This is a genomic window from Pseudomonas sp. KK18, from assembly GCF_037094675.1.
In the GTDB taxonomy this organism is placed as follows: domain Bacteria; phylum Pseudomonadota; class Gammaproteobacteria; order Pseudomonadales; family Pseudomonadaceae; genus Aquipseudomonas.
In genome coordinates, this window is sequence record NZ_CP146605.1 from 2,341,451 (window position 1) to 2,353,874 (window position 12,424).

The 12,424-nt window shown below is 62.4% G+C and carries 10 protein-coding genes and 3 tRNA genes; all 13 read left to right on the top strand.

Annotated features, from left to right (window positions below; all coding sequences use genetic code 11):
- Positions 1-109: 109 nt before the first annotated feature.
- The 13 genes from V6607_RS10600 (at position 110) to V6607_RS10660 (ending at position 12,393) form a co-directional block, all read left to right on the top strand.
- Positions 110-2,692 (top strand): FimV/HubP family polar landmark protein, encoded by a 2,583-nt coding sequence (locus tag V6607_RS10600; RefSeq protein ID WP_338743775.1) that lies wholly within the window; start codon positions 110-112, stop codon positions 2,690-2,692.
- 156 nt (positions 2,693-2,848) lie between these two features.
- Positions 2,849-3,673, top strand: a complete 825-nt coding sequence (truA, locus tag V6607_RS10605) for a tRNA pseudouridine(38-40) synthase TruA (protein ID WP_003212671.1) — start codon at positions 2,849-2,851, stop codon at positions 3,671-3,673.
- 63 nt (positions 3,674-3,736) lie between these two features.
- Positions 3,737-4,369: a phosphoribosylanthranilate isomerase gene (locus V6607_RS10610; protein WP_003212673.1), complete on the top strand. Its 633-nt coding sequence runs from the start codon at positions 3,737-3,739 to the stop codon at positions 4,367-4,369.
- Positions 4,370-4,612: 243 nt separating this feature from the next.
- Complete coding sequence (gene accD, locus V6607_RS10615; protein WP_003212675.1) at positions 4,613-5,533, top strand: acetyl-CoA carboxylase, carboxyltransferase subunit beta; 921 nt, start codon at positions 4,613-4,615, stop codon at positions 5,531-5,533.
- On the top strand, positions 5,530-6,837 hold the full coding sequence (gene folC / locus V6607_RS10620; RefSeq protein ID WP_134326077.1) for a bifunctional tetrahydrofolate synthase/dihydrofolate synthase: 1,308 nt from the start codon (positions 5,530-5,532) through the stop codon (positions 6,835-6,837). The genes accD and folC overlap by 4 nt, the downstream gene beginning before the upstream one ends.
- Positions 6,821-7,483 carry an SPOR domain-containing protein gene (locus V6607_RS10625; protein WP_087693954.1) on the top strand — a complete coding sequence of 221 codons (663 nt, stop codon included), beginning with the start codon at positions 6,821-6,823 and terminating at the stop codon, positions 7,481-7,483. The genes folC and V6607_RS10625 overlap by 17 nt, the downstream gene beginning before the upstream one ends.
- 254 nt (positions 7,484-7,737) lie before the next feature.
- Complete coding sequence (locus V6607_RS10630; RefSeq protein WP_003212681.1) at positions 7,738-8,295, top strand: CvpA family protein; 558 nt, start codon at positions 7,738-7,740, stop codon at positions 8,293-8,295.
- Positions 8,296-8,336: 41 nt separating this feature from the next.
- Entirely contained in the window at positions 8,337-9,842 is a 1,506-nt protein-coding gene (gene purF, locus V6607_RS10635; RefSeq protein ID WP_003212683.1) for an amidophosphoribosyltransferase, read from the top strand.
- Positions 9,843-9,908: 66 nt separating this feature from the next.
- Positions 9,909-11,120: an O-succinylhomoserine sulfhydrylase gene (locus V6607_RS10640; RefSeq protein ID WP_008438742.1), complete on the top strand. Its 1,212-nt coding sequence runs from the start codon at positions 9,909-9,911 to the stop codon at positions 11,118-11,120.
- Between the two features lie 11 nt (positions 11,121-11,131).
- Complete coding sequence (locus V6607_RS10645) at positions 11,132-11,896, top strand: SDR family oxidoreductase (protein WP_003212687.1); 765 nt, start codon at positions 11,132-11,134, stop codon at positions 11,894-11,896.
- Between the two features lie 107 nt (positions 11,897-12,003).
- Positions 12,004-12,079, top strand: a tRNA-Val gene (locus V6607_RS10650).
- A gap of 55 nt (positions 12,080-12,134) precedes the next feature.
- Positions 12,135-12,211: transfer RNA gene (locus V6607_RS10655), tRNA-Asp, on the top strand.
- A gap of 105 nt (positions 12,212-12,316) precedes the next feature.
- Positions 12,317-12,393 (top strand) — tRNA-Asp (locus tag V6607_RS10660).
- Positions 12,394-12,424 lie beyond the last annotated feature (31 nt).

Sequence of the window (12,424 nt, forward strand, 5' to 3'; positions counted from 1 at the left end):
GCCCCAAGCTGGAAAAATTGCGCGTCGGTGACCTATCGGCTCGCCATGCCTAATGGCAGCGGTTACCCACCTTCTCGCCGGCCGGGGAGTGTTCAAAAAGGATGAGGCTATGGTTCAAGTTCGCAAACTGGTGTTAGCAATAGCGGCCGCCTCGGCGCTGTCCTCCGGTATGGCGCAAGCACTGCAGCTTGGGGAGATGACCCTCAAGTCGAAGCTGAACCAGCCGCTGTCGGTGGAAATCGAGTTGCTCGATGTCGGTGGCCTGACCGCCTCCGAGATCACCCCCAGCCTCGCGTCGTCCCAGGCCTTTGTGGATGCGGGCGTCGATCGCCAGGCGTTCCTGAACGACCTGACCTTTACCCCGGTGGTCAATCCCAACGGCCGCAGTGTGGTGCGTGTCACCTCCAGCAAGCCGCTGCCGGATTCCTACGTGCGTTTCCTGCTGCAGGTGCAATGGCCCAACGGCCGCCTGATGCGCGACTACAGCGTGCTGCTGGACCCGGCCAAGTTCGACCAGTCGACCCCGGCCGCCGGTGCACCTGCACCCGCGCCACGCTTGAGTGCGCCTGCGACGACGGCTCCGGCAGTCACCAAGGCCAAGGAACACACCACCACTTCCCGTGACACCTTGTGGGAAATCGCCGCGAAAAACCGCAATGGCGCCTCGGTGCAGCAGACCATGCTGGCCATTCAGGCGCTGAACCCTGACGCCTTTATCGACGGCAACATCAACCGCATGAAAACCGGCCAGGTCCTGCGCCTGCCGGATTCGGGGCAAAGCACCAGCCTGCCGCAGCCCGAGGCGATTGCTGAAGTGACGGCGCAAAACGCGGCGTGGCGCGAGGGTCGCCGTGGCGGCAATCAGCTCGCCGGCAAGGCGCAGCTGGATGCGACCAAGCGTACCCAGGCGGGTAATGCACCGTCGCAGACCAATACCAAGGACAATTTGAGCCTGGTCTCGGCCGAAGCGGCCAGGAAGGGCGGGAAGGGCGCGGCGGGCGACAGCCGGGCCTTGAACAACAAGCTGGCGGTGACCCAGGAAAGCCTGGATTCGACCCGTCGCGAGAATGAAGAGCTGAAAAGCCGCATGGCTGACCTGCAAAGTCAGCTGGACAAGCTGCAGCGGCTGATCGAGCTCAAGAACAACCAGCTGGCCAAGTTGCAGACTCCGGGTGGCGCTGCGGCGCAGCCTGCTGCAACGGCGGCGATGCCGGCCGAGCTGGCTGCACAACCGGCGGCGCCGGCAACGGCAGCTCCGGCAGCAACCCCTGCGGCTGCGCCGGTCGAGACCCCGGTCAAGCCGGATGCGGCGCCTGCCAGCACTGAAGGTAAATTCAACGACCTGCTGACCAACCCGATCGTGCTGGGTGTGATCGGCGGCGCAGCGGGTTTGCTGGTGCTGTTGCTTCTGCTGCTGTGGGCCCGTCATCGCAATGCGCGCCTTGAAGAAGAAAAGCACCTGCGCATGGCGCGGGCCCTGGCTGAAGAGCCGGAATTTGCGCCGAACATTGATCACGATCTGCCATCTGACAGTTTCGAAGGCCTTGATGTGCCGCCGCCGAACGTCAAGCTGGCTCCAGCTCCAGCTCCAGCTCCAGCTCCAGCTCCAGCTCCAGCCCCGGCGGCGGTGGTTGCCCCGGTGATTGCGCCGGTGGTCGCACCTGTTGCTGCGCAGCGTCCGACTGACGCCCTGGCGCAAGCCCAGTCGCATATCGACCGTGGCCACCTGAACCAGGCTGCGGAAGTGCTGGAAGATGCAATCAAGCAAGAGCCCGCCCGCAGTGACCTGCGTCTCAAGCTGATGGAAGTCCACGGCTTGCAGGGCAACAAGGACGGGTTTGTCACCCAGGAGCGCCAGTTGGTCGCCAATGGCGACAACCATGCCCAGGTCGAACAGCTGAAAAGCCGCTTCCCGGCCATGGCCGTGTTCGCAGCAGGCGTCAGCGCTGCCGTCGCCGCTGCCGCTCTCGACGCCCAATACGTCAAGGACCTGCTCAAGGACGACCCGGCACCGCCTGCACCTGAGCCTGCGCCGGACGCGTTTGACACTGACTTCGACCTCAGCCTGGACGATCTGGAGGCTGCTTCGCCAGCTGTGGTCCGCCCGACGTCGGACGACGACCTGAGCTTTGAATCGGTGCTGCAACAGCAGACCGAGGCCAAGGCCAGCGCGGAAGACCTGTCGGATTTCGACCTGGACCTGCAACTCGATCCACCCTCGTCGACCCAGTCAGACGACGACTTCCTCTCCGGCCTTGAAGACCAGATGAAGGACCTGCCGCCGGTAGAGCCGCCGACACTGACGCCGGCCGACCTGGACGACCTCGACCTGCCGGAGGATTTCGACCTGTCCCTGGCCGACGAGCCCGAGGCGCCTGCAGCGGCCAAGCCGGACGCGTTTGCGTCGGAGCTTGATGATGTCAACGCCGAGCTGGATCGCCTGTCGCAAAGCTTGGAGCATCCGCCAATCGAACCGTCCTTCACCGCCGACGACGCGGCGTTGGGTGGCGATGAGCCGGAATTCGACTTCCTCTCCGGTACCGACGAAGTGGCCACCAAGCTCGACCTGGCGCAGGCCTACATCGACATGGGCGATGCCGACGGTGCGCGGGACATTCTTGGCGAGGTGCTCAAGGAAGGCGATGACGGTCAGAAGGGCGAGGCCAAGGAAATGCTCAGCCGGCTGGCTTGATACGCGCGGTAAATACAACGGCAGCCTTCGGGCTGCCGTTTTGCCATCCAGGCACCAAATCCATGGCGTCCCAGGCGCGCGGCCTTATAATGGCCGCCTTTGCGCAACTCATCAGGCTCTCAGTTCTTGGCAAATATAGATAACGCGGCCGCCGAAATGGCGGCCGCAGGCTTTTTCAGAATCGCCCTGGGCGTGGAATACAAAGGCTCGCGCTATCGTGGCTGGCAACGCCAGGCCTCCGGTGTGCCGACGGTGCAGGAAACCCTGGAGAAGGCCCTGTCGAAAGTCGCCGACTCACCGGTGTCGCTGATGTGTGCCGGACGTACTGACGCCGGCGTGCACGCTTGCGGGCAAGTGGTGCACTTTGACACTCAGGCCGAGCGCTCGATGAAGGCATGGGTGATGGGCGCCAATATCAACTTGCCCCACGACGTCAGCGTCAGTTGGGCCAAGGTGATGCCGGCGGACTTTCACGCGCGCTTCAAGGCCATCGCCCGGCGTTATCGCTATGTGATCTACAACGATCAGATCCGCCCGGCCCATCTCAACGAAGAAATCACCTGGAACCACCGCCCGCTGGACGCCGAGCGCATGGCCGAGGCGGCCCAGCATCTTGTAGGTATCCACGATTTCAGCGCGTTCCGTGCCGGGCAGTGCCAGGCCAAGTCGCCGATCAAGGAAGTCCACCACCTGCGGGTGACGCGCCACGGCAAGATGATCGTGCTGGATATCCGCGCCGGCGCGTTCCTGCACCATATGGTGCGCAATATCGCCGGGGTGCTGATGACCATCGGTACCGGCGAACGCCCGGTGGAATGGGCCAGGGAAGTCCTGGAAAGCCGGATTCGCCGTACCGGCGGCGTCACGGCGCATCCGTTCGGCCTGTACCTGGTGGATGTGGAGTACCGCGACGAGTTCGAATTGCCCCAGCGATTCATCGGGCCACACTTCCTCACAGGTTTCAGCGAACTTGGCGGCTGACGCCCTCAAAAGCATTTGTTACCATCCGGGACTTTCCCGGACACGCCCTGAGGTTTCATCGACATGTCTGCCGTTCGCAGCAAGATTTGCGGGATTACCCGCATAGAAGACGCGTTGGCGGCGGTCGAGGCGGGGGCCGATGCCATCGGTTTCGTGTTTTATGCCAAAAGCCCGCGGGCGGTGAATGTGTTGCAGGCGCGGGCGATCATTGCCGCGTTGCCGCCGTTCGTGACCACCGTGGGGTTGTTCGTCAACGCCAGCCGCTGCGAGCTCAATGAAACCCTCGACGCCGTGCAACTGGACATGCTGCAGTTCCATGGCGATGAGAGTCCGGACGAGTGCGAGAGCTACCAGCGCCCGTACATCAAGGCGCTGCGGGTCAAGGCCGGGGACGATATTGCTGCGGCATGCGCTGCCTATGGCGGGGCTCGCGGGATTCTTCTCGACACCTACGTCGAAGGCGTTCCCGGTGGTACGGGCGAGGCGTTTGACTGGTCGTTGATTCCCGAGGGGTTGAGCAAGCCGATTATCCTCGCGGGCGGCCTGAATCCGGACAACGTGGCCAGTGCCATCCAGCAGGTTCGGCCGTATGCCGTGGACGTCAGCGGCGGGGTAGAGCAGGGCAAGGGCATCAAGGATCACGCAAGGATTCGCGCATTCATGCAGGCCGTGCGCGACAGCAGCGGGACGATGTGACGGCTGGCAGTCTGCCGCCGTCCATAACTACCACTGTGTAAAACAGCCCGGCGCCGCCTGTGGGAGGCCCGGAAATGAAGTGGCAACCCTGCACGGCAGGTTGTCTGGAAGGCTGAGGGCACAGGCAGGAAATGGCTGGTCGAACGTCTGACCCCGTCCAGTTTGTGTCATCGCCACATATGAATTTAGCTCAAGGGCATACGCGGGGCTGTGTTCAAGCCACCGGTACTGGAGAAAGAAAGCATGAGCAACTGGTTAGTAGACAAACTGATCCCTTCGATCATGCGTTCCGAGGTGAAGAAAAGCTCGGTTCCTGAAGGTCTTTGGCACAAGTGCCCATCCTGCGACGCGGTGCTGTACCGCCCGGAGCTGGAAAAGACCCTGGACGTTTGCCCCAAGTGCAATCACCACATGCGTATCGGCGCCCGCGCCCGCATTGATATTTTCCTCGACGCCGATGGTCGCTCCGAACTGGGCGCTGACCTGGAGCCGGTTGACCGTTTGAAGTTCCGCGACGGCAAGAAGTACAAGGACCGCCTGACCGCGGCCCAGAAGCAGACCGGTGAAAAGGACGCGCTGATTTCCGTCAGCGGCAAGCTGCTGGGCATGCCGGTGGTGGTTTCGGCCTTTGAATTCTCCTTCATGGGCGGCTCGATGGGCGCCATTGTCGGTGAGCGTTTCGTACGTGCCGCCAACTACGCGCTGGAAAACCGTTGCCCGATGATCTGCTTCGCCGCCTCCGGCGGTGCGCGGATGCAGGAAGCACTGATCTCGCTGATGCAAATGGCCAAGACCTCCGCGGTACTGGCGCGTCTGCGCGAAGAAGGTATTCCGTTCATCTCCGTGCTGACCGACCCGGTCTACGGCGGTGTGTCCGCCAGCCTGGCGATGCTGGGTGACGTGATCGTCGGTGAGCCGAAGGCGCTGATCGGCTTTGCCGGCCCGCGTGTTATCGAGCAGACCGTTCGCGAAAAACTGCCGGAAGGTTTCCAGCGCAGCGAGTTCCTGCTTGAGCACGGCGCGATCGATCTGATCATTCCGCGCGGCGAACTGCGTCCGCGCCTGGGTAGCCTGCTGGCGCAAATGATGGGCCTGCCGACACCTGTGTACGTCGCGCCTAAAATCGAGCCGATTGTCGTGCCACCGGTGCCTGCAAACATATGACCCAACGTACCCTGGGCGAATGGCTCGCCTACCTTGAGCAGTTGCATCCGTCAGCCATCGACATGGGCCTGGAGCGCTCGCAACAGGTAGCGGCCCGCCTCGGGTTGGGCCGGCCGGCGCCGCGTGTGATCACGGTGACCGGCACCAACGGCAAGGGCTCTACCTGCGCCTTTGTCGCGGCCTTGCTGCAAGCCCAGGGCCTGAAGGTCGGCGTGTACAACTCGCCGCACCTGCTGCGCTACAACGAGCGGGTGCAGCTCAATGGCGTCGAAGCCACTGACGAGCAACTCTGCGAAGCCTTCGCCGCACTTGATGCCGGGCGTGGCGAGATTTCCCTGACCTATTTCGAGATGGGCACCCTGGCGGCGTTCTGGCTGTTCGAGCGTGCGCAGCTGGATGTGGTGGTGCTGGAAGTCGGTCTGGGCGGGCGTCTGGACACGGTCAACGTGGTGGATGCCGACCTGGCGCTGATTACCAGTATTGGTGTCGACCATGCGGACTACCTGGGTAACACCCGTGAGTCCGTGGCCTATGAAAAAGCCGGGATCTTCCGCCAGGGCAAGCCTGCACTGTGCGGCGACCTGGACCCGCCGCATACCTTGCTGGACAAGGTGCGCGAGCTGGATTGCCCGTTCTTCCTGCGCGGGCGTGATTTCAATCTCGAGATTGGCGACCAATTCTGGCAATGGCGCGGGCTTGACGCGCGCGGTCAAACCGTCGAGTTGCGCGACTTGCCACTGCTGAACCTGCCGATGGAAAACGCCGCGCTCGCGCTGCAAGCCTACCTGTTGCTGGATTTGCCCTGGCATGCCGAGCAGATTGCCGCTACGTTGCAGGCTACTCGCGTGGTGGGGCGCCTTGACCGGCGCACGTTCGACTGGGAGGGCAAGCGCCTGAACCTGCTGCTGGATGTGGGGCATAACCCTCACGCCGCTGAATACCTGGCCAGGCGCCTGGCACGCACGCCGCCCGCCGGTCGCCGCCTCGCGGTGTTCGGGTTGTTGTCCGACAAGGACCTGGACGGCGTGGTTGCACCCTTGCTGGGCGACGTCCAGGCCTGGGCGGTTGCACCGCTGGATACGTCCCGCAGTCGTCCTGCCATCGAGTTGCAGGTTGCCTTGCAGAACCTTGGCGCGTCCGTGACGTCCCATGCAAGCGTGACAGCCGCCCTGGAAGCCCAGTGCGCGGTTGCGACGCCTGAGGATGAGATTCTGTTGTTCGGATCATTTTATTGTGTTGCCGAGGCGCTCGAATGGTTGGCCCGGAACTCCACGGAGGAAGCTGCACATGGCATTACTGGATAGCGCATACAAGCAGCGAATGGTTGGAGCCCTGGTCCTGGTGGCGTTGGCGGTGATTTTCCTGCCGATGCTGTTTTCCCGTCAGGATGAGCAGCGCCAAGTGACCGTTGAAGCGCCAGCTGCGCCCCAGGCGCCTGCGGTGCCTCAGGTTCAGGTTGAGCCGGTGGTGGTTCCCGAGCCGCAAGCGCTGCCGGAAGAAGAGCCGGTGCCGACCGATGACGAAGTGGCTGCACAGCAAGCGCCGTCGATGCCGGTGCAGCCGAGCGTGCCGGTGGTTAAGCCTGCGCCTGCTGCTCCTGCAGTTGCTGCGAAGCCTGCGGCGCCGGCGCCAGCACCAAAACCTGTGGCCCCGCAACCTGCGGCACCGGGCAAGCCGGACGTGGGCCAGAGCCGTATTGACCCGAATGGCTTGCCGATCAGCTGGTCGATCCAGCTGGCCAGCCTGGCTAACCGCGAAAGTGCTGATGCGTTGCAGAAGAAGCTGCGCACCCAGGGTTACAACGCCTATATCCGCAGCGCCGATGGCAAGAACCGGGTATTCATCGGGCCGCTGATCGAGCGGGCTGAAGCCGATCGCCTGCGGGACCTGTTGGATCGCCAGCAGAACCTCAAGGGTTTTGTGGTTCGCTTCCAGCCCGAAAAAGGCTGAGGCTGCAAGGATTCAAGCTGGAATGCGGTCAATGTGGGAGCGGGCTTGCTCGCGAAGCGGTGTATCAGTCAGCAGATTTATTGGCTGCCCCACCGCCTTCGCGAGCACGCCCGCTCCCACAAGTGTTTTGGGTGTGCCGCAACAGGCCGGTTTCCCCTATAACTCATTGATTTCAAATGCACTGCCAATCACAGCTTACCGATAGCCCAGCGCTCTGCTAAAATGCGCCGCCTTATCCGTCTGTAGGCTGAACTGTGCCATTTACCTGGGTTGATTGGGCGATCGTTGCAATCGTCGCCATCTCCGCTTTGATCAGTCTGAGCCGCGGCTTCGTCAAAGAAGCATTGTCGCTGCTGACATGGATCATCGCAGGAGTTGTAGCCTGGATGTTCGGCGGTTCATTGTCTGTCTATCTGGCCGGATACATCGAGACACCTTCGGCTCGCGTCATCGCGGGCTGCGCCATCATGTTCATCGCCACGTTGTTGGTGGGGGCAATGGTCAATTATCTTATCGGCGAATTGATACGCGTCACCGGCCTCTCCGGGACCGATCGATTTCTCGGCATGGCCTTCGGCGCCGCGCGTGGCGGCTTGCTGGTGGTCGTGGCGGTCGGGCTGTTGAGCCTGGGGCCGGTACAGCAGGATTCGTGGTGGCAGGAGTCGGTACTCGTGCCAAAATTTCTATTGGTTGCAGATTGGTCCAAAAACCTCATTTTGGGGTGGAGCAGTCAGTGGCTGGCCAGCGGGATCAGCGTACCCGCTGATCTTCCGTTCAAGGAACACCTCTTGCCGGCCAAAACGCCTCAGTAAGTTGTGTTCAGTCAAGATTCATTAAGTAGGGGTTGCGTCGCATGTGTGGCATCGTCGGTATCGTCGGTAAGTCGAACGTGAATCAGGCGCTGTATGACGCGCTAACCGTCCTCCAGCACCGCGGCCAGGATGCTGCCGGTATTGTGACCAGCCACGACGGCCGGTTATTCCTGCGCAAGGACAATGGTCTGGTGCGTGACGTGTTCCATCAGCGCCACATGCAGCGCCTGGTCGGGCACATGGGCATTGGCCACGTGCGCTACCCGACAGCGGGCAGCTCGACCTCGGCCGAAGCCCAGCCGTTCTACGTCAACTCGCCCTATGGCATCACCCTGGCGCACAACGGCAACCTGACCAACGTTGAACAACTGGCCAAGGAGATTTACGAATCTGACCTGCGCCACGTCAACACCAACTCGGACTCCGAAGTACTGCTGAACGTGTTCGCCCACGAGCTGGCCCAGCGCGGCAAGCTGCAGCCGACCGAAGAAGACGTGTTCGCTGCCGTGACTGACGTGCACAACCGCTGCGTCGGTGGCTATGCGGTAGTGGCGATGGTGACCGGCTACGGTATCGTCGGTTTCCGCGACCCCCACGGCATCCGCCCGATCGTGTTCGGCCAGCGTCATACCGACGAAGGCGTCGAGTACATGATCGCTTCCGAAAGCGTGTCCCTGGACGTGCTGGGCTTTACCCTGATTCGCGACCTGGCGCCGGGCGAAGCGGTCTACATCACTGAAGACGGCAAGCTGCACACCCGTCAGTGCGCACTGAACCCGAAACTTACCCCGTGCATCTTCGAACACGTCTACCTGGCGCGTCCGGATTCGATCATCGACGGTGTTTCGGTGTACAAGGCGCGCCTGCGCATGGGCGAGAAGCTGGCGGACAAGATCCTGCGCGAGCGCCCGGATCACGACATCGACGTGGTTATCCCGATCCCGGACACCAGCCGCACCGCTGCGCTGGAGTTGGCGAACCACCTGGGCGTGAAATTCCGCGAAGGCTTCGTCAAGAACCGTTACATCGGCCGTACCTTCATCATGCCTGGCCAGGCTGCGCGCAAGAAGTCGGTGCGCCAGAAGCTCAACGCGATCGAGCTGGAGTTCCGCGGCAAGAACGTGATGCTGGTGGATGACTCCATCGTACGCGGCACCACCTGCAAGCAGATCATCCAGATGGCCCGCGAAGCCGGTGCGAAGAACGTTTATTTCTGTTCCGCCGCGCCTGCCGTGCGTTACCCGAACGTGTACGGCATCGACATGCCGAGCGCCCACGAACTGATCGCCCACAACCGTTCGACCCAGGACGTTGCGGACCTGATCGGCGCCGACTGGCTGATCTACCAGGACCTGCCGGATCTGATCGAAGCCGTCGGTGGTGGCAAGATCAAGATCGAGGAGTTCGATTGCGCGGTGTTCGACGGCAAGTACGTCACCGGCGATGTCGACGAGGCCTACCTGAACAAGATCGAGCAGGCCCGTAACGATTCCTCGAAGATCAAGACCCAGGCGGTCAGCGCGATCATCGACCTGTACAACAACTGAGTAGACACCGGCCCTGAGGGGCCGGTTTTGTATCTTTGATAAAGCATTCGAGTTGAGGAGTAGAGCATGAGTCAGGAATGGGATGCCGGTCGCTTGGACAGCGACCTCGATGGCGTAGCTTTCGATACCCTGGCTGTGCGCGCCGGCCAGCACCGCACCCCGGAAGGTGAGCACGGTGACCCGATGTTCTTTACCTCCAGCTATGTGTTCCGCACTGCGGCCGACGCCGCTGCGCGTTTTGCCGGTGAAGTGCCAGGCAACGTTTATTCGCGTTACACCAACCCGACCGTGCGCGCGTTCGAAGAGCGTATCGCCGCGCTGGAAGGCGCCGAGCAAGCTGTCGCCACTGCCACGGGCATGGCTGCGATTCTCGCGGTAGTCATGAGCCTGTGCAGCGCCGGCGACCACGTCCTGGTATCGCGCAGCGTGTTTGGTTCGACCATCAGCCTGTTCGAAAAGTACTTCAAGCGTTTTGGTATTGAAGTCGACTACGTGCCGCTGGCGGACCTGTCCGGCTGGGACGCGGCCATCAAGGCCAACACCAAATTGCTGTTCGTCGAGTCGCCGTCCAATCCGTTGGCCGAGCTGGTGGACATTGCCGCATTGTCCGAAGTGGCCCACGCCAAGGGCGCGATGCTGATCGTCGACAACTGCTTCTGCACCCCTGCATTGCAGCAGCCGCTGAAGCTGGGCGCAGACATCGTTGTGCACTCGGCCACCAAGTTCATCGACGGCCAGGGCCGTTGCATGGGTGGCGTGGTTGCCGGCCGCAGCGAGCAGATGAAGGAAGTGGTGGGCTTCTTGCGCACCGCCGGCCCGACCCTGAGCCCGTTCAACGCCTGGATCTTCCTTAAAGGTCTGGAGACCCTGAGCCTGCGGATGAAGGCCCATTGTGCCAACGCCCAGGCCCTGGCCGAGTGGCTGGAGCAACAGGACGGTATCGAGAAGGTCCACTACGCCGGCCTCAAGAGCCACCCGCAACACGAGTTGGCCCAGCGCCAGCAACGTGGTTTCGGCGCCGTGGTGAGTTTCGAGGTCAAGGGCGGCAAAGAGGGCGCCTGGCGCTTTATCGATGCGACTCGCCTGATCTCCATCACCGCCAACCTGGGTGACAGCAAGACCACTATTACTCACCCAAGCACCACCTCTCACGGTCGCCTGGCGCCGCAGGAGCGTGAAGCTGCCGGGATTCGTGACAGCCTGATCCGCATTGCCGTGGGCCTGGAAGACGTCGCTGACCTGCAGGCCGACCTGGCCCGTGGGTTGGCTGCCCTGTGATCGAGTGGTCCATGGAGGCGGCGAGCGCCAGTAACGGGCGGGTCGCGCTGGTGACCGGCGCGGCGCGGGGCATCGGCCTGGGGATTGCCGCCTGGTTGATCAGCGAAGGCTGGCAGGTGGTATTGACGGACCTGGACCGTGAGCGCGGTTCCAAGGTGTCCAAGGTGCTCGGCGACAACGCCTGGTTTATTACCATGGACGTGGCCGATGAGCGGCAGGTTGCCCAGGGCGTGGCCGAGGTACTTGGCCAGTTCGGGCGCCTGGATGCGCTGGTGTGCAATGCCGCCGTGGCCGACCCGCGCAATATCACCCTGGAAAGTCTCGACCTGGCTTACTGGAATCGTGTACTGGCGGTGAACCTCAGTGGTCCCATGTTGCTGGCCAAGCACTGTGCGCCCTACCTGCGGGCCCACGGCGGCGCCATCGTCAACCTGGCGTCGACCCGGGCACGCCAGTCGGAACCGGACACCGAAGCCTATGCGGCGAGCAAGGGCGGTTTGCTGGCCCTGACCCACGCGTTGGCTATCAGCCTCGGGCCGGAAGTACGGGTCAATGCCGTCAGCCCGGGCTGGATCGATGCCCGTGACCCGGCTGCACGCCGTGCCGAGCCGCTGACGGATGCGGATCACGCCCAGCACCCGGCGGGCAGGGTAGGCACTGTGGAAGACGTAGCGGCGATGGTGGCGTGGTTGCTGTCGCGCAATGCCGGGTTTGTCACCGGGCAAGAGTTCGTCGTCGACGGCGGCATGAGCAAGAAGATGATTTACACCGAGTAGGGCGGGTCGCGGTCCTGAAGCCATTTTGTCTTTTTCAGAAAAACTTCAAGCAGGCTATTGACTTAGGTCCGCTACCTGCGTAAATTTCGCGGCCTCAACGAAGCAAAGGGTGATTAGCTCAGCTGGGAGAGCATCTGCCTTACAAGCAGAGGGTCGGCGGTTCGATCCCGTCATCACCCACCACTTCTTGAGAGTTTTGCCATAGGGCAAGACGCAACGTTAAAGGTTGCACCGACGCGCAGCGGTAGTTCAGTCGGTTAGAATACCGGCCTGTCACGCCGGGGGTCGCGGGTTCGAGTCCCGTCCGCTGCGCCATATTTTCCAGGTCTGATGTTTCAGATTTGAGATTGAACAGCCAAGGTTGGTCAATCAGATGTTTGAAGGCGGTTGAAGGTGACACTTCAGCAGTCTGAGCGATACGCAGCGGTAGTTCAGTCGGTTAGAATACCGGCCTGTCACGCCGGGGGTCGCGGGTTCGAGTCCCGTCCGCTGCGCCATATCTGTTCCAGGGCCCACTGAACGCCCTGA